17 protein-coding genes, 2 tRNA genes and 2 riboswitches are annotated in these 20,523 nt (G+C 39.6%); all 19 genes read right to left on the bottom strand.

Features of this window, described 5'->3' with window-relative positions; genetic code table 11:
- Positions 1-71: 71 nt before the first annotated feature.
- Positions 72-542, bottom strand: coding sequence for an LURP-one-related/scramblase family protein (locus BUA02_RS04230; RefSeq protein WP_072701322.1), 471 nt, complete (start codon positions 540-542; stop codon positions 72-74).
- 58 nt (positions 543-600) lie between these two features.
- The gene (locus tag BUA02_RS04225) at positions 601-1,260 is read right to left on the bottom strand and encodes a flavin reductase family protein (protein WP_083572648.1); all 660 of its coding nucleotides are present in this window, start codon (positions 1,258-1,260) and stop codon (positions 601-603) included.
- A gap of 9 nt (positions 1,261-1,269) precedes the next feature.
- Positions 1,270-2,130: a DNA damage-inducible protein D gene (gene dinD, locus BUA02_RS04220; RefSeq protein ID WP_072701320.1), complete on the bottom strand. Its 861-nt coding sequence runs from the start codon at positions 2,128-2,130 to the stop codon at positions 1,270-1,272.
- A 221-nt stretch (positions 2,131-2,351) separates the two neighbouring features.
- Positions 2,352-2,435 (bottom strand) — tRNA-Leu (locus tag BUA02_RS04210).
- 49 nt (positions 2,436-2,484) lie between these two features.
- Positions 2,485-2,567, bottom strand: a tRNA-Leu gene (locus BUA02_RS04205).
- Between the two features lie 55 nt (positions 2,568-2,622).
- Positions 2,623-3,420 (bottom strand): ABC transporter ATP-binding protein, encoded by a 798-nt coding sequence (locus BUA02_RS04200; protein ID WP_072701315.1) that lies wholly within the window; start codon positions 3,418-3,420, stop codon positions 2,623-2,625.
- Between the two features lie 5 nt (positions 3,421-3,425).
- Positions 3,426-4,451, bottom strand: coding sequence for a FecCD family ABC transporter permease (locus BUA02_RS04195; RefSeq protein ID WP_072701313.1), 1,026 nt, complete (start codon positions 4,449-4,451; stop codon positions 3,426-3,428).
- Between the two features lie 14 nt (positions 4,452-4,465).
- On the bottom strand, positions 4,466-5,509 hold the full coding sequence (locus tag BUA02_RS04190) for an ABC transporter substrate-binding protein (RefSeq protein WP_083572646.1): 1,044 nt from the start codon (positions 5,507-5,509) through the stop codon (positions 4,466-4,468).
- Between the two features lie 31 nt (positions 5,510-5,540).
- A riboswitch (cobalamin riboswitch) is annotated at positions 5,541-5,682 on the bottom strand.
- Between the two features lie 28 nt (positions 5,683-5,710).
- On the bottom strand, positions 5,711-6,043 hold the full coding sequence (locus BUA02_RS04185; protein WP_071175567.1) for a hypothetical protein: 333 nt from the start codon (positions 6,041-6,043) through the stop codon (positions 5,711-5,713).
- Positions 6,044-6,107: 64 nt separating this feature from the next.
- Entirely contained in the window at positions 6,108-6,905 is a 798-nt protein-coding gene (locus BUA02_RS04180; RefSeq protein WP_072701311.1) for a hypothetical protein, read from the bottom strand.
- A 15-nt stretch (positions 6,906-6,920) separates the two neighbouring features.
- A complete protein-coding gene (locus tag BUA02_RS04175; protein WP_143147378.1) occupies positions 6,921-7,694 on the bottom strand; it encodes an adaptor protein MecA in 774 nt (257 codons plus the stop codon).
- Between the two features lie 218 nt (positions 7,695-7,912).
- Entirely contained in the window at positions 7,913-8,560 is a 648-nt protein-coding gene (locus BUA02_RS04170) for a sortase (RefSeq protein WP_071175564.1), read from the bottom strand.
- 65 nt (positions 8,561-8,625) lie between these two features.
- Entirely contained in the window at positions 8,626-9,765 is a 1,140-nt protein-coding gene (locus BUA02_RS04165; RefSeq protein WP_072701307.1) for a Cna B-type domain-containing protein, read from the bottom strand.
- A gap of 10 nt (positions 9,766-9,775) precedes the next feature.
- Entirely contained in the window at positions 9,776-10,630 is an 855-nt protein-coding gene (locus BUA02_RS04160; protein ID WP_072701305.1) for a class C sortase, read from the bottom strand.
- 139 nt (positions 10,631-10,769) lie between these two features.
- The gene (locus tag BUA02_RS04155) at positions 10,770-12,227 is read right to left on the bottom strand and encodes a SpaA isopeptide-forming pilin-related protein (protein WP_072701302.1); all 1,458 of its coding nucleotides are present in this window, start codon (positions 12,225-12,227) and stop codon (positions 10,770-10,772) included.
- A gap of 75 nt (positions 12,228-12,302) precedes the next feature.
- A complete protein-coding gene (locus BUA02_RS04150) occupies positions 12,303-17,192 on the bottom strand; it encodes a Cna B-type domain-containing protein (RefSeq protein ID WP_072701300.1) in 4,890 nt (1,629 codons plus the stop codon).
- Positions 17,193-17,204: 12 nt separating this feature from the next.
- Complete coding sequence (gene lepB, locus BUA02_RS04145) at positions 17,205-17,786, bottom strand: signal peptidase I (RefSeq protein ID WP_072701298.1); 582 nt, start codon at positions 17,784-17,786, stop codon at positions 17,205-17,207.
- Positions 17,787-17,793: 7 nt separating this feature from the next.
- Positions 17,794-18,381 carry a hypothetical protein gene (locus tag BUA02_RS04140; RefSeq protein ID WP_072701296.1) on the bottom strand — a complete coding sequence of 196 codons (588 nt, stop codon included), beginning with the start codon at positions 18,379-18,381 and terminating at the stop codon, positions 17,794-17,796.
- A gap of 269 nt (positions 18,382-18,650) precedes the next feature.
- A riboswitch (cyclic di-GMP riboswitch) is annotated at positions 18,651-18,740 on the bottom strand.
- A 228-nt stretch (positions 18,741-18,968) separates the two neighbouring features.
- Positions 18,969-20,297 carry a flagellar hook protein FlgE gene (locus tag BUA02_RS04135; protein WP_083572643.1) on the bottom strand — a complete coding sequence of 443 codons (1,329 nt, stop codon included), beginning with the start codon at positions 20,295-20,297 and terminating at the stop codon, positions 18,969-18,971.
- Positions 20,298-20,523 lie beyond the last annotated feature (226 nt).

Below are 20,523 nucleotides of genomic sequence, written 5' to 3'. Positions count from 1 at the left end.
CTTTTCCACATAAATATAGCACAAAAAAATATTATCCGCAAAAAAGAAAAACATCTTCAGGAAGCAATCGCCTAATTTCTGGAACATTTCTCAGCATCAATAGCCAGTACAAACATAAGCACATCTAATGCATCTTGAGGATTATTAATGTCTAACACATAAGTATCAGTAAAGTTAAAAAGCTCCTTGTTCACGCTTGCTATATGATTTCCGTTACTATCAAGGATTTGATAATCCCATTCCATAATGGAACCGTCAATGTGCCAGCCGTTGTAATCAAGATTGTAATGAGGCACAAACAAAGACAACTCCTTGTTCAAGCATCCTATATATTGTCCATTTTTGTGAATTTCAAATTTGGGTAGAAATGTAAAGATCTTTTGAACAACCATTCCCAGCTCGTTTCCATTAGCATCATATATTACAAGCTTGTGTCCCCAGGATAATTGTCCCTTAACAACATAGACCACTCTTTCAGATTCATCATAAATATCATAACTGTCAAACCATGAGAAAAATCTCTGCTTAAACAATAGTTTCATATAACTCCTCCTTCTATGCTCACGGCCTAAATCCTCCATTTTCAGGTTTATTCATTTCTTAATACTCCATAACATCAATTTTCTTTTGCAGTACTCCAGCGTAATCATGTGCGGTTTTGCCTACATTTTCGGGATTGACCTGATAGTGGATGTTATATAGGATCCCGCTTTCTCCAGTTCTGTCAGGTAAATGGTTTTCATCAATATGAAAGCCAATCACCTCAAGGCAAAGCATTGCATGGTCATCACCGGGAACTATTTCCTTTTCCCATTTGAGCTTACATTCAAGATTCATGAAGCATTCCTGTACCAGTGGTGCATTAACCCAAGATGCCTTTTCTGCAGTAAGCCCGGATGCTGTGATCTCGTCTTCCTCATACTGATTGTTCTTGATGGTGCTCATACAAGCGGCATGATATTCTGCCGACATGAAATTGATAACGGCTTCTTTGGTTTCAGAGATACTCGTGTATAAGTGGCCATTTTTATTGACGCTGGCAAGGATAGCATAAAACCCATTACCATGATCTGCGCTTGTAAATGTAGCCCAGGACTGCATGCAGGCATTAGGCTGACCGTTTGCCTTATATGTTGTTACAAGAAATAACGGAGATGGTACTGTAACAACAAATTCTTTCCACGAAAATCCGAAGTTACGGGAAAAATCCCCAAATGTTCCTTTCATCTGTTCCGGCATTTCTTTGTATGAATATTTCATCTTCGTACCTCACTCATCTAACATCAGTTTGCCAGCTTTAGCTTTTTTCTGAAGCCGTTCCATCTGTTCCTTTTCAATTTGCTGAATACTTTTCTCCGGTGTCGGCAAATCCTCGGGCATAGTTCCACCAATCTTTTCTATTGCCTTTCGAACCTCTCGCCCAACTGTGTAATGGGTTTGCGTAGCCTTATCTGCACCTTGAATGTTGTCTTTTCGCAGCTTTTCTTCTGTTTGGGATATACGGAAGAGATTTGCTATCAGTTCGGTGCTTCCCATGTAGTCAAGGATTTTCTGGTTAATCGTCAATCCCTTTTTGTTATGGATATCGTCGACATCCAGTCCACCATAAAGCCCAATGTATCCGGCATTCTGAAAGATAGCAAATTCTTCATTGGTGATAACTCCAGCATCATGAGCAGTTTCAGCAAGAAGCTGATTCCATTGTTTAATATCTCCACGGACAACGAGCCTTCTGCGGTCCTCGTCCAATTGATTAAAGTGATCTGCCAGTTCTTGCCTGTATGTCTGGATTGCAAAATATGTCTGCCCCAAGGCAATCACTTCCTTACGGGGATCACCGTTCTGAACAATAAGGTAACAAGCATATCTTGTGAGTTCATAATCAACCTTTTCTCGTGGAGCCACACCGCCTACTACCAAATTCCCGACCTCAGGAAATTGGTCTAAAATACTGTGTCCGGCGTTTTCACACGCAATCATTGCTCGCTTTATCACATTATGAAAATTATCCCATTTTGCGTATTCCAAAACAGGTGCAAGCTCTCTGGCACTCCAGTATTCACTACCATCATTGCGAATATGTTTTATATCTTCAAATCTTTTATATTCTTTTCCTTTAAGAGACGGCATATTCTTGTCCACCTTTCAGAACTGATGTTCGAAATTATTCTATCATACTTTTGGGATTATTGCACTAGGAAATATATTTATGAGCTATCGGTGCAAAGATATATAGATATAATAGGCGCAAAGCGGAGACCTTGAACCACTTGCAAAGCTGCTGGGTGAGAGTCCCCTTCCGCACAAAACAAAAAAGGAACCGGTTCATAGAACCGATTCCTTTTGTTTCGTGCGGAAGATGGGACTTGAACCCACACGATGTAAGCATCACAAGATCCTTAGTCTTGCTCGTCTGCCAATTCCGACACTTCCGCATTTAAAAATATATAGAACCTCGTCGCTACACTACGAAAAGATTCATAGTGCAGGAGAAGGGACTTGAACCCTCATGTTGTTGCCAACACATGGACCTGAACCATGCGCGTCTGCCATTCCGCCACTCCTGCAAGCGACAAAATTTATAATACCGATTTTAACGCATCATGTCAAGAGTTTGCCGCATTATTTCCAATAATTAAGCTGTTTCTTCATGTAAGAGGAGACATCCATATCATAGGCAAGTTTAAGGTTTTCATCTGTCAAAACTTCCTCGACTGAGCCCTTAGCAAGTATCTCTCCCTCTCTTACAAATAAAACCTCATCTGCAATGCCAAGCGCAAGGTTTATATCGTGGAAAACACCTATAAGCGTGTTCTTTACCACAGTTCCATCTGATAATGTAGTGCTTTGCTTTTTCCATTCATTAAGAAAGCTCATAAGCTCATCCTGATACTTAAGATCTAGATGATTTGTTGGTTCATCAAGCATCAGAACAGGTGTCTCCTGGGCAAGAGTCCTTGCTAGGAACACCCTTTGAAGCTGTCCTCCGGAAAGTTCGCCTATCTGCTTGTCTTTTATCTGATACAATCCGTTCTGTTTAAGACACTTATCCACAATCTCTTTATCTTTTTCAGATAAAATCCCCATAAACCTGGTGGAATACAGGTATCGCCCCAGCATAACAGTTTCTTCTATAGTATATGAAAAGTACAATGTGGATAACTGAGAAAATGTGGCCTGCATAGCCGCAATCTCTTTTCTCTTAAGGTTTCCTATCTCACGCCCCAGCATAGAAATAGAGCCATCATATTCAATAACTCCTCCAATGGCACGAAGCAGCGTAGTTTTTCCACTACCGTTTGCCCCGAGGATTGCCAGGCTCTTTCCCTCATCCAGGGAAAAAGAAATATTCTTAACGACAGGATTATCCAGAGGTGTTTTACCATATCCACAACTTAAATTTTTGACTTCTAATAGCACCCTTGTCACCTCCTGTCCCTAAAGTAAACCCACATAAAGAATGGAGCTCCAACAAGTGCTGTTACTGCGCCAACAGGGATCTCTCTTGGAGATAAAAGAGTTCTTGCTGCAAGATCAGCTATTGCCATAAACGCGCCGCCAAGGACCATAGACATAGGAAGTACGATCTTGTGTCTTGAGCCAAAGACTCTGCGTACCATGTGTGGAACTGCAAGATCCACAAAGCCAATGATACCTGAAAAGCATACAGCAGCTCCTGTCAAAAATGACGCAAGTGCAAGAAGAATGATCTTTACTTTTCTGGTATCTACGCCAATACTAAGAGCCTGTTCCTCACCAAAAGTCATAATATCGAGCTCTCTATGATAAAACATAACAGCAAATGAACCGATCACAGTGCAACCAAGAAGAATACCAACATGTATCCATCTTCTGCCGGAAAATGATCCCATTTGCCACAAAATAAGTCTCTGCATATGTTCGCCAGCCATTGAGCTAAGAAACGTCAAAATAGCATTAACAAAAAGCGAAAACACCATGCCAAACAGGATAATGGTATGGTTATGCATATTTTTGTCAAGGCGAGATGCAAATGCAATAACCAAAAAAACTGTCAGAAGACCAGACGCAAATCCTGTGACAGGTAAAAGGAAAAATCCTAATACCGAACTTGTAACTCCTGTTATTATGACGATGGCTGCACCAAGAGATGCTCCAGCAGAAACTCCCATTGTATAGGAAGAAGCTAAAGGATTCTGAAGTATAGCCTGCATAATAGCGCCGCTGACCGACAGAGCTGCTCCTACAATAAATGCAGTGAGTGCTCTTGGCATCCTTATTTCCCATAATATAGAAACAAGGGATGGATCGATATTATCCGGCACAGGAATTCCAACTATCTTGTGCCAGATAATGGACAAAGTGTCCATTACAGGCACATAGACGCTGCCAACTCCAATACTCAGCACAATAGCGACAACAGCTACAATACAAGATGCGATTATTCTTACTGACAGTTTTTTATTATTCATTCTTTAAGATTTATTTATGCAGCAGGCTGTTCTGCATCGAAATCAGCATAGTACTCAGGATAGATATCCTGCGCCATCTCGATCATAGCATCAACTACATGATGATTTGGACGGTTAACAGTATCTCCATCGATCTGGTAAATAGCCTGATCCTTTACAGCAGCAACATTCTCCCAGCCCTTCATTGTAAGAAGAACGTTGATAACATCATCTGTGTACATATCAGCTGTAAGAATAACCTGAGGATCCATAGCTACTGCAGCTTCTTCTGTAAGAGCTGGCCACTGATCAGCTTCCTGTCCTGCAACGTTTGTAGCACCTACAAGTGTGATCATCTCATCGATGTATGTGTTAGCACCGCATGTATAGATAACTGGTGAATCACCTGATGGTGTGAAGAGCTCGAAAAGAACTGTCTTCTTCTCATCTTCTGGGATTGTTGCAGCGATAGTCTTAATAGCCTCGATATCAGCTACCATATCATCAACGATTGCCTGAGCCTCTGTAGCCTTACCAGTTGCATTACCAATTGCAACGATATCATCCTGAATATCAGCAAGGCTAGAACTACTTGGAATATCAAATACACAAACACCAGCTTCTTTTACAGATGCAAAAACATCCTCACCATGGCTAGCGCTCATGCCTGTTGTGAATACGATATCAGCATTAAGAGCTACGATCTGCTCCTGATCTGGTGTCATCATATCAAACTGTGGGATATCTGCATTAAGAGAATCAGCATAGCTAGCATATGAATATGTATCGCATGCTACGATCTTGTCTGCAAGACCAAGGTCGATAAGAACCTGTGTTGTTGATGGTGCCATTGAAATGATTGAATTTACTTCTGTTGGAAGTGTGATCTCGTTACCACTTCTGTCGGTAACTACATCAGATGTGCTCTCCTGTGTTGTAGCAGCTTCTACAGCTTCTGAGCTAGCTTCTACTGAAGCCTCCTGTGTTGCAACGCTCTGATCTTCATTTGCGCCACATCCGCAGGCAAAACAAGACATCATGGCTACAGCCATGACCATAGATAAAAACTTTTTCTTCATAATATTCCTCACTTTCTTTGACCCGAAGAAAATTGGTTACTAGCTAAAGGCAGGTATCTGGCTGGGACACTATGTCCATCACAGTAGCGGCACTGCTGAAGAATCGCACTTCATTCCCTATTAAGTGGCACCGGAGAATCAATCCTGGTCACACCTTTTCGCCTCAAAAACATTAACACTAATACAAATATGTGTCAAATGTTATAGTCTGGATAACTTATCCACAAATGTGTAGAGAGTATTCATAACAAATGCTGCGCTCTTAAACCTCATGCCAAAGCACACTGCGCAGATTGTAAAGACTGCTGCAAGCACGTAGCTCACAACAAAGAAATGAACAAAACCAGCAGCAAGAAAAATGCATGCACAAACAAGCATACCAATAGCTGCAACAAGGCTTCTAAGCATATCCTGATGAAGAACAGTTATCTGAAGAAGGATTCCTTCTCTTTCTGTAATGATCTCTTCATCGGAAAGAACTTCAAAATCAAGCTTTTCAAGATGTCTGATATAATCCCTAAATCTCTTTTCCATATTTCCTCCATTTGTGCTACCAACCCGTCTAACATTTTATATTATACGCTATAACGACAACATTTTACATATAAATATACTCAAGGATATCTTTGTTAAACTCGTCATTGCCCTCAGTCTCTAGAGCCACATCGCAGTCTTCCTGGTCAGGTGCACATTCCCCGCAGATATCTACACCTATTACTTTCCTATCAGATAATATCTTTCTGGTAAAAGAGGTGACATCTTCCCAGCAGGCCTGTCCCTGATCCCAGTTAGTCACAAGTTCATCCCTTGCAATAACATCCTTATCAATTGAAAGATAAATAGGATGCTCAGTTTCTGGAAGCTTTATATCTCCTGTTTCAGCATCAAATACATTCTCAAGGTCATAGAACTTAGCCTTACTCTGAATCTCTTTATCCAGCTTACTGATAAGCTCCCTGTCTGCGCCAATTACATGCACATCCCTTACATATGGATTATTTTCCAGAACATTAAGCACCCATCCGCCGCAGGATAAGATATCTCCGAACATTGGAGGCTGCATATCAGGATGATGATCAAGTACAACCAGTGAAAACGGCTCTTTTACCATATCCAGCAAAAGAGCTGACATATAATGATAGTTGCCAGAGTCAATAAAATGCACAGACCTTGCAAAATCCTCAAGATTTGTAAAAGGCACTTCTTCTTGATTTATAAAGCTTTCAAATCTTAGCTTTATTTCCTTTTTGGCTTCATCGTCGCACATGCAATTTGTTCCTGAAATATCCTTAAGATCCAAGACCTCACCACAAAATGAAGAGCCTTTATCTAATTGATAAAAGCTCTCCTTCTCATAGATTCCTGAAAAATTAACAACTGTAAAAAATGGCTTCATATATAGTCCTCTTTATCATCTAGCAAGATCAGCCAAATGCACGATGGCATCTTCCTTAATAAGAGCATCTCCGTGCTCTTCAATAAACATAGCCTCAGGTGAATTGATAGTCATCATCTCTGAATACTCAACACCTGCTCTTCTCATATCGTATATAATGCTCTCTTCAGCAGACATAAGGCCTGCAATGAGGTAATATCTGTCTTCATACTTGTACAGATGAGAATCCACAATAGGGAGCCTTTGGATAACTTTTGCAAAACGCTTGGCCTCATCCATACCCGCAAATTCCATCATATACTTGGCATACTCTGTAAGCGGCTGATAGCTAGCGTTGTTCTGATCATGTACCGGAGTATCATCAAGACTCCTTCCATATATCCTATTGATCGTATCCGTAACATTGGTAATAACTTCGTTTAAAGCTATACCCTTATCTCTACCTGTCTTGTCCTTTATTTCCTGAACCTTTTCCTGAGTCAGAGTCTTCAAAATAGTCTCTGCTGCTCCGCGGATACGGTCTGTAGCCTTCTGAATATCTTCATTGGTCATCTTCACAGCGAAGATGCGCACACTACCATCCATCATCATATTCTTGCTCATCATCATGACCTCTGTCTCAGGGTCATAGTCGAGCTGAGCTCCTACTTCCTTGTTGAGCTGGGCAAAAAATGATGTAGTATTTTCTGCACCACTTATTACTGCTTCTGGAGTAAGACCTATCTCATGAAGTTCTGATGCTGCTATGTTGCATTCTACAGTTGTGTCATTCATTTTTACAATAATCACTAAGCATCAACTCCTCTCCTTGGATCATTCGCCAAATAATGGCGAATAGCCTGCTCCTATTGTACTGTTATTATATATCTGCCAATTAGCACTGTCTATGAAAGAGTGCTAAAAATTCTATTAAAAGTCTTAAATCTTATCTTTTGTATATACATATATATCGGATGTTTAAAGACATTTAAAAAGCCCCTGTGATCATTTGTCACAAGGGCAATAGATTACTGCTGCTTTCTGATATGTTTACTCTTTTCAGCTGCTTCTAATACATCAGGTGTAGAACCTGTAGCACTCATCTCTCCTGTAGCTTCGCAGCGAACTGTAACTCTATTAGCTCCGCCAATAGTACATGTAAAAAGAGTCAGATCCCACTCGCCAGCTACCATATCTATAACATCGTAGGCTCCTAAAGTCTCGATATTGGCTACTTCATACTTGTAACTCTTACCATTCATATCAGTTACAATAACTTCATCACCGGTTGTTAGCTGGTTGAGATTTCCAAAATGCTCTACATAGTTGTGTCCAGCAATGATAAGATCATTGGATGCTATAGAACCTCTGTATCTACAAACTGCGTACTTGGCATCTTCCTTGCTCCATCTGCTCTGAACTGGTAAAAGAAGTCCAAGTGAAGGAATCTCAACGGTTCCAACAAAGCTATGTCCATCAACATCAACTACTGGCATATCTGTAGAAGTATCTTCAAGTACAGTGTCAGGCATCTGATTGATAACTCCGCTAAGGAATGCATCTGATGCGCTTCCAGCCTGAGCAGACTCTATGAAATTGTTTCTGATTATCACAACCGCCAGCAGTATACAAAGTACGCCAAGGGCGATGTAGATATAACCTGATATCTTCTTCATATATTATCCTCTAGTAATATTATACCCCGCGAAGTAGCTTCGCAGGGTATTTTTTCAAAAGAATTTTATGCTTTGCTGTTCTTCCTGATTCCCTTTACTATAAGGACTACTCCTACAATAACAAGGATAGGAATTGGCCACCACAAAAGACCTGTCTGAGGAAGTCTTCTGGCACCAAGTACCTCTGGAAGATTTCTGATAGCACCAAGTACTTCTGGAAGACTTGGGAATCCAGGTGTCTCAGGATTCTCAGGTGGATTGTCCGGAGGATTATCAGGTGGGTTATCTGGTGGGTTATCTGGTGGCGGATTGTCTGGTGGTGGTGGATTATCAGGTGGATTGTATGTATTAGTAAGTACATATGTGATCTTCACCTTACCGTTGGCATTTGATCTGGTATCTGAAAGAGATACTGAATAATTGATATCTCCGCCAACTCTCTCTTCGAAAGTCCACATATATCCAGATTTATCACTCCAAGAATAATGCCAGCTGTTCTCTTCATTAAGAGTAACTGTAGCATACTCCTCACCATCTCTCTTGATAACTACTTCGATTGATGAAGGACGAAGATTCTCATATCCTGCGTCATTCCATCTCTTTAATAACTCAAACTCTTCATTAAGTGATTCTTTTTCACATTTACATGTAGCACTTGCTGAGTAAACGCCGCCTTCATAGATCCAGTTATCTGATGAATCAAGCTGTGGAACTGAGATAAGGAATGATGAAAATACATATGTACATTCCTCTGACTCATCAACTACTGTGCTACTTCTAACAAGGTAAATTCCAAGGTCAAGACCTGTGAACTTAGCATATCCGCCATTGCTTGTGGTAGTAGTTGTAGGTCCAACTGTATTTACTGCATATGGCTCAACAGCATCCAAGATCTTCTTCCACTGTTCATCAACTGTTGCCTTATCTGTAATACTCTTAAGGTCTGTTACAGGTGATATCGCTTTATACTGACTATCAAGCTCAAAGAAACTTCCATCTGAGCTTACACTTCCGATCTTATAAATATTAACCTCAACACCATCAAAATGTCTGTCACCATATTTGTACTCTATGGTAAGTGAGCCTTTTTTGCTAGTATCAATAAGGCCTCTGGCCTGCGTGGTCATTGTCTTACCTGAAAACATAAGAGAAATAACGCATGCAGCCATCGTTATTCTTTTTAGAATCTTACTAAATCTCTTCATGAATGATTCCTCATTTAGCTTTAGCATTTTTCTTCTTTGGCTTTCTGGTCCTAAACAGGAAACCAATAAATGCTATAAGTAAAACTGGCGCCCCAACAAAAGGAGCAATTATCATAGTGCCATATCTCGTTGCATCCGCAGGCACGATTAATTTTGTTTCTTCATTATAATCAACACGCTTTGCCCTTACAAGGAGCCTGTGAGTATTGACACCATAAGGTGTACAAGTCACCAGCGTGACATATTCTTCGTCATCAAAAATTGAAAGACCAGTTGTTTCTTCTGGCAATACAATGCTTATCTGATCTACCTGATAAGCGAAGGTCTGATCCATGATGTGTAAAAGAAATGTGTCTCCCACGATCATCTGATCAAGATCCGAAAAAAGTTTAGAGGATGGAAGTCCTCTGTGTCCGGAAAGAACCGCATGTGTTGACTTTGTTCCTGTAGGAAAAGAGGTTCCTTCTAAGTGTCCGATTCCTGTCTGTAAAACTGATTCTGATGTTCCGTGATATATTGGAAGATTTACTCCAATATTCTCTATCTCTATGTAACCGATGATACCTGTTCCTGTTGGATCAAGTATTTTGTTGTATTCTGCAAGCTCTTCTTCTGTAAGGTCAAAGCTCATAGGCTTTTCTGCAAGAGCTTCATTGTAGGCGTAAGCCTCTTCCCAAAACTTTGTATAATCTTCTTCTGAAATATTTGCCATGGCATCTTCGTAATTGGAGATCGCACGGCTCTGATGCTTGGAGTTAATGTAATTACTAACAGAAGGGTATAAAAATATACATATTCCTGCTATAAATATAGCTGCAAATATGAAATTAGGTAACTGCTTCTTGATGCCTTTTTTAGTTGCCATTTAATTATTTCCTAAACCAAGATGAATCTTTAGTATTCTCTGGGGAATCCCCTGATTCCCCAAAGAATACGTATCTTTTACAAGATTCAAATAATTATATAATGAACTTTTTCATACCCCAAATTTAATACCAAACTAATTATTCAGCGTCTGCTTTTCTGCGAACGATGAAGTATGCAATACCTGCTACAATAAGGATTCCACCAAGGATGTAGAAGATTGTTGTACCAATTCCACCTGTTGAAGGAAGAAGTGATCCTGAGTTGTTAAGTACAGGAATCTCTGCTGTGTTTTCACCGTTAACTGTAGCTGGTGTACGAGTCTCAAGACGGTTGTAACCTGCTGGAGCCTTTGTCTCTTCGAAGTAGTATGTGCCGTTAGCAAATCCCTTAACTTCGATAATACCTGTTGTACCTGTTACCATAGTCTTTACAGTCTCGCCCTTTGTGATCTCGTCAGCTGTAGCTACGCGATATACATTGTTCTTTGTTGATGTAGCATCGCCTGTTCCTGAAACAAGAACTACAGGGATCTCAACATCACCTGTCTCTGTTGTGAAGAGCTTGAACTCTGCACCTGCAAGCTCTTTTCCAGTCTTAGCATCCTTCTTTACAAGGAAGATGTTGTAGTTAACTACTTCTGTTCTATCTGTTCCGATTGTGTTTCCATTGTTATCTGTAAGCTTTACTTCGTTGTTCTGAACCTTATCAACAGCCTTCTCATTTACTGTAGCTGTGTATGTGATCACATACTGAGCATTTGAAGGATAGAGTGGCTTTAAGTTTGCATCAGCTGTTACAAGCTTGATTGTTGTTGTCTGTCCGTTATAGTTAACTTCAGCATTAACTTTAGTTCCATCAACTGTTACTTCAACGTCCTCATTAGCTGTAAGACCTTCTGATAATGTATCAGTGAAAAGAAGGAATGTAACCTGGTCCTTACCAATGTACTGTGTAACTGTACCTGTAACCTTGTAGTTGACCTTCATACCAACCATCTGTGTAGGAACTGGGGTCTCTACTTTGCCCATTCCTTCATAGAGCCAGTGAACTTCATCAACTGATTCCTGCTTATCAACTGTTGTCTCCTGGTTCTTATCGATTACAGTTGCATTTGGAGTTGCGCTATCGATTGTAACAGCTGTTCCAAGAGTTGATGTGATGTAGTAGTAACCATAGCCAAGACCTTCGAATTTGATCTCTGCTCCGTTACCTGTAAGTGTCTGAAGAGGTGAACCATAGTTAGCGTTGTTTTTCTTTATGAAATCGATAATAACCTGGTCATCTGTGACTGTGTCTTTTCTAACAACACTGTATACACCATTGTACTCATTTACTGTGAATGGGCTAGATGCATCCTTAAGTGCTGCAAGGAAAGTAGTGTTTGATCCATCATATGTATATGCTACCTTGTCTCCCTCGTATGTTGCATCAAACACCTTGTAAAGAGCATATGACTCACCCTGTGTTGTGTTGCTTACTGTGATGCTTCCGCTTCCAGCTGCCTTAACGTCTAAGGCATTTCCTGCTGAGAATACCATTGAAAGTGCCATAGCACCGGCAATGATACCAGTTAAGATTTTCTTAATACCTTTCATTGTCTTCTCCTTTTTGAATCTTGTTTTTTGATTGTGTATGTTCAAAATCATTTCAGATTTTAAAACCGTTAATAGTTACATGTTTACGTTTTTCTTGCGTGAAATATACATTCCAGCAAAAGCGATAAGCATAAATGCGATTCCAGCTACAGCAAATGGAGCTGTTCCATTTCCACCAGTACGTGGAAGCTTGTTTGAATATACTGTCTTGTTGGTGATTTCTACTGATCCGAAGTTTCTGCCATCACTTCCAAGAGTGATTACATAACCTGTATCATATACATCTTTGCCATCAACCTTAGTCTTACTCTGACCATTTCCGGTCACTGCCTCAGAAAGACCTGAGTATTTATAAGTTACTGTATAAGTTGCAAGATATTCCTCAGCTTCTTTTACAGTATATTCAACCTTGTTACCGTTCACATCGACTATTGGAAGATCGTAGATCTCTACTCTCCATCCATTAGTACTTGAAAGAACTTCTGACCTGTAAAGTGTCCAATCTGATGTTCCAACTGGTCTCTGCCAGATATCTACATTAAGTGTGGTGTGATTCTTAGCATCATCACTTCCGTCAGAAGCAATCCACTTCTTAGTGATCTCAAGATATCCTGTCTTAGCATTGTTGAAAGCTACATCAGCAACTGACTGGCCTTCATCATACTGTACAAGATATGTGTTATCCTCTGGCTTTTTAGTATTTGGATTGATTCCAAGATACAACTTACATCTAGCAAGAGTTGTCTTGTATTCAGGATCAGCACAGTATCTTACAGTAGCACCAAGATAATAAAAATCTTCCTCATCCTGAGTGTAAACCCCATCTTTCTTAGGGTATTTATTATAGTCAGGATGTGTCATTTTCTTGGAGGTATAGCTCTTAGAGAATGTTGTATAATCCTTTTCAACAACCATCTCTACATAATATGTAGTAGAGTCATACTTTACCCCTGCAAGTCTTGTATTAGTCTCTGTAATCTTATAGTAATATGTTCCTTCAAATCTAAATGGTATTGGCTCAAACTTAGCAACTGCTGAGTAAGTTCCATTCTCATTCAAAGTAGCATCAGCACCAGAAAGTATCACTTTTGCTTTATTATCTTGTGAACCTAAAGGCATTGGCTGAGCCATTCCATCTGTTGAAAGGATTTCACCTTCTGACGTCTTAATCGTGTACCCCAATGGTTCAAGCACAAACTCAAACTGCATATCCTGAGTCCACTCTGCTCCAGCAAAGTTCTTTGTAACCTGGATTGGTCCAATTGGATTACTATAGTAGTTACATACCTGAACTGTCTGAGTATGTGAATTATTATTTACATCAGGACTTCCAACCTTAACATTGCTTGGTCCCTTGTCACTAAGATTACTCATATCACATGAGTAAACCTGTCTATAATTTCCTCCACCTATTCCAAAACCTTTTTCATTTGGATCTTCGGCGTCTACTGTAAGGTCGTACTTTGTAACACGAGAATATGGTGAATCGTATATTGGTCTGCTTGTGTTAGATTTCTCATCATATTCAAATGTAAATCCGTCGGCAACCTCGTCTACAGTATAGGTTCCTGCTGGAAGGCCAACAACTGTCCACTGAGCACTTTGGTTATATACAACCTTGTAGGTCTTTCCTGTTGGATATTCTGTAGCCACTCCTTCGGTTCCTGCATTACCAACAAATCCCTGAAATACAATATAGTTTCCATTAGATTTATTTGTAATTCGGAATTTAACCTGTTGCAAAAGAGAATCATCTTTATCCAGACCATCTCTTACAAATGCAGAACCGAAAGCATTTATGACCATCTTATGGATTCTAAGGTATCCATTTCCTTCGTTATAAAAAGCTGGTTCTTCTCCCTTATCAGTAGAAATACGGTAATCAAATCCCTTGGCAATAGCCGTTACATATGTAAACTTATTAGCATAAGAACTATTTTCTAATCTGTCTTTTATGTTTACATTTTCATATGGAGCCTTGAAATATAATGTGTTTTCTTTTTCAGTACCAAGGTCATCTATTCTGACAAAGATATAATCCGTATCTTTTTGTATACACTGGTCATCTTTGATATCATTTTCGTTAATGATCAGATATATCTTTTTATCAACGAAATAATCAGGATAAACATCAAATGTATAGCTGATATCCTTACCTACATTTGTTAGTTCTTTGGTAAGTGTCTCTAATGTTCCATCTTTTTTCAGAACTCTTACAGTAAATGAAAACTGCAAGTCACCAGGGTCTTCATTATTGAGGTACTTATAAAGATGGAAGTTAGCCACTGTTCCCTCTACAGTATTAGTAACTGTAGCCTGTGCATTTTCATTAAGGAAACGTCTAACTGTTATCTTATGGATTTCACATCCCTTATATACAGAATCAGCAATGATCGTTCCTGCATATGATCCAGCAAGACTTACCTCTGCATCTGGAGCAACTAAAAGTCCTGATGCAATGTTACAGTTAATCTTTCCAGTATAAGGAACAAAGTCGCCATTGGCATCCTTCTGAACAAAGTTAACAACTATCTGGTTGGCAATGTCATGCCAATCTCCAGTACCTTCATTATTAAGAAGGAACTTATCATAGGTATAAGACTCGGCACCTGTAAGATCAACGTTTATTACAAGAAGAGTATCCTTATCTAAATATAATCCTTTATTTACAGCGTAATTGTCCTGCTGACCTGTAAAGTAATACTTTGTAAGATCTGTCTGTAAGTAACCATTTTCTGTTGTACCAATAATATTGATAACCTTTACATTATTAGAATCCTTTGCATAAGCAAGTCTGCTTGAAGCTGTCTCAGCCTGTGAACGCATATTGCTGACACTTACAGGGAACTGACCATCATAAGTCTTAACGTTGTATCCCTGAGAATTCTTGGTAGTGTACTGAACTCCTACATAAGTAGAATCTGAAGTCTTATAATAAACTGTAGCGCCTTCAACCTTCTGTAAGATTCCATCATCACCAGTTATCATGTAACCATTAAGGTTCTCAATATAGTTATCAGAGAAGTAGCTTACGATATCGCTATCGCCTTCAATAAGATCTCCCTTGTATGTAACAGTATAGCTACCGCATGTTCCTTCATTTAATACCGGCTTACCATTTGGTCCATCAAGCTCATATACATAAAGGCTGGCATGTCCCTTAATATACTGAGCAACATCAACTGTGTATGAACCTTCTCCATCAGCACCAGTTGTTATGGTGAAATCTGAGCCTTCTACTTTGTCTGTTCCATTTACATCATAGAAAAGAGCAAAGTTAAATGTTCCTGCCTTTGGTGAGCCCTGAACCATCTTGTTGACAGTTACGTTGTAACTGTTAAGATGCTCATAAACTACTGTTGAATTACCAATTGTGTACTGCTGGATATTCTTGATAGTACCAACAGCTATATTCGCTTCACTATGGCAGTTGCCACCATCATAGTCATTGGCAACTACACCAAAGTAAGTTGCATCCCCGAACATACCTACAATCTCAGCTGCTGAATATGATTCGCTTCCTTCCCAAGTATGCTCACCAGTCTTAGTAATAGCACCATAAATTGAAAACGAATCTGTAGCGAATGAAATTGTATCTGCCTCTTCTTCAAGAGTAACTTTACTATTAGACAATACTTCTACTGAAATATCATCAGCTGTAATATCTGTAGCTTCGCTTGTAGCATCTACATTTTCAAGAACATCCCCACTAACAGGAAGATGTACTACTGTAACTTCCTCTGCCTCAGTTGCACCAAGTCCATCAGAGATTGGCTTTTCAGGGAATGTGATAGAAACTTCTGCTGTTCCATCTGCTAACTGATACTCTTTTTCCTCAAAGAAGAAACCAATATCGAAGAGAACAACGTTTGTCTTATCATATACTTCAGCTTCTTCTGCACCATTAGCTGCTGCAATTGTATCTGAATTCTTGTTAAGAGCATCGATATATGCGCTGTAGTTATAACCTTCTGTCTCAGAATCAAGTTTAGCTACCTTAAGCTCTACACCAGCTGGAAGAACCTCTGGATTAGAAAGCTTAACTGATACCTTGATTCCATCAGCTTCATACTCAAATTCTTCCTGAGTATTTACTTCATTATAATAAAGCTCTAAATCTGTATCTTCCTTGATCTCTATTACATCACCGGAAACTGTTGTTGCTTCATAATATGAATACTCTACATTTTCATCTTTGTCTTCATAAAGATACGAAGCTACGGCATCATCTTCTTCATCAGCTTTGGTCTTCTTTGATTTAACCTTTGCTTCGCCGTTCTTTTTTTCAATCTTGGTTACTTCTTTTCCATCAATTTCGCCCTTATGGAAAATGTACCCCTCAAAGTTCTTTGCTTCATCCTTAAGAACAAATGCATTTTCTATTGCAAGTTCTTTTGACTCTTCAAACTCTTCGCCTTCAGCATTGAGGTAAAGAACTGTAATAGTAACATCTTTTACCTCGTCAGGTGACTTAGCTGTTGAAGCTTCATCTGCCGCATCACTGCTCTTGCTTGATGATGCATCGCTTGCACCTTCTTCAGCTTCTTCTGAATCTTCTGAAGTAGCCTCATCTGCTGCATCGTCGTCATCACCATTAGCATCATCATTATCGTCATCATCATTCTGATCATCGTCGCCATCTGATGGATCACCCTGATCATCATTCTGGTCATCACCGTCCTGATCATCATCGTTCTGAACATCACCACTCTGATCACCGCCGTTGTTCTCGTTATTGTTCATCTCATTAATAAGTCCCTGCTCGAATTCACTGTCAGCAGTTTCAAGAACAAGACCAACCTGCTTGGCTCCATCCTCTGTCATAGCCGTAGCTGGCTTGTTGAGAATGTATAATGTGATAGTTCCAGTAAGAATGGAAACACACAGTGCAAAAGCGAGCCACTTCTTGTAGTTCTCATGGTTCTTTATGTACTTTTCTGCGCGATTCTCTGCATTACCTCGCATGTTTTTACCTCATTACTTAATGGTTCCAAACGAATCAAATGGGAACACTCTAAAAATAACTTTACCTATTAACTGCTCCTTAGTTACGCAGCCTACAACGCTTGATCTTGAATCAATCGATGCACTTCTGTGATCCCCAAGAACAAAGTACCTGTTTTCTGGAACCTGATAAGGAAATGAAATATCTGTAGGTTCCAAGCTCTTTTCTGATGCATAAGGTTCATCAAGAGCTATTCCATTTACTGTCACATTACCATCGCTGTCGATATTGATCTTGTCTCCAGGTGAACCAAGCACCCTTTTGACCAAAACCTTATTATTATAATAGAAAGCTATCAGTTCACCTGGTTCAAATGATGAACTATTTTGAGCTATTACAATCTGCCCAGTTTCCAGAGTTGGAGTCATGCTGTCTCCGGTAACTTTAAGTACTGTGATAAAAAAGCTGGAAACTAAAACTGCAAAGGCTGCCACAACAACCACTACTATCAATGTGTTCCTGAGAACTCTACGGTATTCTTTTTTGTTATTTTCTCTCTTGAGCTCTTTTCTTAGCTGTTCAAGAGTTGGCTTTTCATATACCTTTTCACCCATCAGTTTCTCAATCCGTTTCCTTCTTGGTGGACCTATGCTTTCTTGTTGTCTTAGGCTTTACTTCCGCAGTCTCTTCGGTTTTCATTGCCTCTTCATCCTGAAGCTTTTCCCTTTTTTCTTGAATTTCCTGCATTAAGTCCTGATATTCTTTTTGAGCATTCTTTTTAATTGTTTCAATATAGATATCTGCTGCCTTTTGAGCCGATTCCATGATACCGCCAAGTTTTATAGAAGCTTCCGCAAGTGACTGTGAGTTTTCAATCTTCATAAGTGCATCGTCAACCTGCTGTTTCATTTCTTCTTTTTCTCTTGTAAGTCTGGCCTTAAGTCCTTCGATATCTTTGTCAAACTTAGCTTTCTGTTCAGCCTTCTGTTCAGCAAACTTTGCTCTCATCTGAGCCTTTTCTTCATCAAAGGCTGCCAGCATTCTGGCTCTTTCTTCGGCCATCTCATGTTGCATCTGAGCCTTTTCTTTTTCCAGCTCTTCCTTGTATAACCTTTCGTGTTCCTTGGCAGCTTCAGCCTCTTCGGAGTATTGAATCATCATCTCCAATAACTCAGCCCTTGAAAGCTTCTTTAAATTGATCTCAGCCATAATACCTCACCTAAACTCCAGTTAATCGATTTCGTAACACAAAAATAAGGTATTTCGCAATGCCCCTGCAAAATACCTCACTAAAAACAATCGAAACGAAAGGCATTTGCAAAGCTGAATTATCCAACTGCTAAAAAATAACTCTCCCTGTACACGAAAGCACCACCTGTGCTTCCCGTTCATCCATGAACTCTAGCGTACGTATTTTTGCAAATAAAAAGACCGACTGCGTGTCACAGCTCGGCCATCTTATGATGCCACGAACTGGCACCAGCAGCTGGCTATCTGTCACATACCTATGTGAGTGAGACCCTCTAGCTTTGCGTCACCGTCTTTCAACGGCTTTGCCTTTCAATACTACTCAGTTTCTTTGTAATGTCCATTTAAGTAATACATTAAGTTGTCTTTTATGTAATTGAATATAAACCAAAGCCAAAACAAAATCAACATTTTTTTCATAAATTTTTCACAGTTTCTTCACGAAAAATAGCCGAGACTTAGTCTCGGCCTGATAAAAATCTTTTTTCAAAAAAGTCTAAAAAAAGATACAGTTTCCATTTTATGAATGAAAAAACGTTATTTTTTAATTATCTTTTTAAACCTCTGAGCACCTGTAACATCTCATCAGATGTAGTGATAACCCTACTGTTTGCCTGAAAACCACGCTGTGTAGTGATCATATCAGTAAACTCTTTTGCAAGATCTACGTTACTGGATTCCAATACTCCAGATGACATGTAACCGCCATCCTCTGTGATGTCCATATAGATCGGGTTTCCTGAATTGAGAGAAGCTGAGTAAAGATTATCTCCAACCTTCTCAAGTCCCATAGCATTATTAAACTCTGCTACTACGATCTGTCCTTTCTTTATGGTCTGTCCATTTGAATACTTACCATAGATAGATCCATCTGTTCCAAAGGAAATGCCTGTAAGAACGCCATTTGCAAAGCCCTGCTGAAGGCCTTCTGTATTTCCTTTATATCCGTACATTGTAGAAGAATGAGTTGCTGATGATCCAGCATAGTTTGTTACGTATGAAAGGTCAAGATTAAGAGCTCCGACTACGCCACCTTCTGTTGATGCTGTGAAATTAACTGATGTTGGTGAGATCAATGTTCCATCATGCTTATCAAAGAGAAGATCCCATGATTCCTGATCACCAGTGCTAACTGTATTTCCCTTGGTATCAAGCACAGATTCTACTGAAAGCTTGTATGTATTGTCCTGAGTATCACCGGCATCTGTGAGCTTGAACTTGATAGTATAGTTCTTGCCATCTGTACCAAAGACTTCTATTCTCATTGTCTTGCCTTCTTTGAGCGAAGGATCGAACTTATCAATATTTCCTTTGAAATATCCGGCGCTTGTAGCCTGGCCTGGGAGATAGTCTACAGAATCAACCTGACCATCCTCGTTGTAGTCGATGTTGGTCCTATTAATGACATTTAAAGGAGCCTGGACAGTTCCGCCAACCTGGCCCTCTCCCATCTGTCCCATTACATAGTAACCATTATTCTGTGTAACAAGGTTACCTTCGGCATCTATAGTAAAAGAACCGTCTCTTGTGAAATTTACAATTCCTTCTCTGACATCAGGTGTAACGCAGAAGAATGAATCACCTGTGATCATGAGGTCCATTACATTGCCTGTTGTCTGCATTGATCCAGACTTTGTAACGTTGGTATAGATCGAGCTGACCTTTGAGCCAAGACCCACCTGAGAAACATTTGTAGTTGCTGTATTGTCACCTGCGCCTGTTCCATTTTTTACAGTCTGATATAAGACATCAGCGAAACCTGTTGCCTGTGATTTATATGAAGTTGTATTTACATTGGCAATGTTATTACCAATTACATCCATTTCAAGCTGGTGAGTTTTAAGACCGGCAACGCCAGACCACAATGATCTCATCATAGAGCACTTCCTCCAAAAATTATCACTATCGCACGTCCTTGTTCTCTGTGATAAGCGGCAGTCCTTTGCCAAAAGAATACAATGATATTACTTGTCATATCATTTATCGGTCGCACCTTAAGATTTATTTAGTGTTTTTTGAAAAAAAATTTCTTTATCACTTTAAACATGCATATTCTTTATATATAATGAGAGTCAGAAGTTCCTTATATTCATGGAAAAATGG

This window comes from Butyrivibrio hungatei DSM 14810, from assembly GCF_900143205.1.
GTDB lineage: Bacteria > Bacillota > Clostridia > Lachnospirales > Lachnospiraceae > Butyrivibrio > Butyrivibrio hungatei.
This window is presented reverse-complemented; position numbering and strand designations above follow the sequence as displayed.

Bases quoted from the DNA above. Each gene is read 5' to 3' on its own strand.
- BUA02_RS04230 (WP_072701322.1), bottom strand. From the start codon at position 542: ATGAAACTATTGTTTAAGCAGAGATTTTTCTCATGGTTTGACAGTTAT.
- BUA02_RS04225 (WP_083572648.1), bottom strand. From the start codon at position 1,260: ATGAAATATTCATACAAAGAAATGCCGGAACAGATGAAAGGAACATTT.
- dinD (WP_072701320.1), bottom strand. From the start codon at position 2,130: ATGCCGTCTCTTAAAGGAAAAGAATATAAAAGATTTGAAGATATAAAA.
- BUA02_RS04195 (WP_072701313.1), bottom strand. From the start codon at position 4,451: ATGAATAATAAAAAACTGTCAGTAAGAATAATCGCATCTTGTATTGTA.
- BUA02_RS04190 (WP_083572646.1), bottom strand. From the start codon at position 5,509: ATGAAGAAAAAGTTTTTATCTATGGTCATGGCTGTAGCCATGATGTCT.
- BUA02_RS04185 (WP_071175567.1), bottom strand. From the start codon at position 6,043: ATGGAAAAGAGATTTAGGGATTATATCAGACATCTTGAAAAGCTTGAT.
- BUA02_RS04180 (WP_072701311.1), bottom strand. From the start codon at position 6,905: ATGAAGCCATTTTTTACAGTTGTTAATTTTTCAGGAATCTATGAGAAG.
- BUA02_RS04170 (WP_071175564.1), bottom strand. From the start codon at position 8,560: ATGAAGAAGATATCAGGTTATATCTACATCGCCCTTGGCGTACTTTGT.
- BUA02_RS04165 (WP_072701307.1), bottom strand. From the start codon at position 9,765: ATGAAGAGATTTAGTAAGATTCTAAAAAGAATAACGATGGCTGCATGC.
- BUA02_RS04160 (WP_072701305.1), bottom strand. From the start codon at position 10,630: ATGGCAACTAAAAAAGGCATCAAGAAGCAGTTACCTAATTTCATATTT.
- BUA02_RS04155 (WP_072701302.1), bottom strand. From the start codon at position 12,227: ATGAAAGGTATTAAGAAAATCTTAACTGGTATCATTGCCGGTGCTATG.
- BUA02_RS04150 (WP_072701300.1), bottom strand. From the start codon at position 17,192: ATGCGAGGTAATGCAGAGAATCGCGCAGAAAAGTACATAAAGAACCAT.
- lepB (WP_072701298.1), bottom strand. From the start codon at position 17,786: ATGGGTGAAAAGGTATATGAAAAGCCAACTCTTGAACAGCTAAGAAAA.
- BUA02_RS04140 (WP_072701296.1), bottom strand. From the start codon at position 18,381: ATGGCTGAGATCAATTTAAAGAAGCTTTCAAGGGCTGAGTTATTGGAG.
- BUA02_RS04135 (WP_083572643.1), bottom strand. From the start codon at position 20,297: ATGATGAGATCATTGTGGTCTGGCGTTGCCGGTCTTAAAACTCACCAG.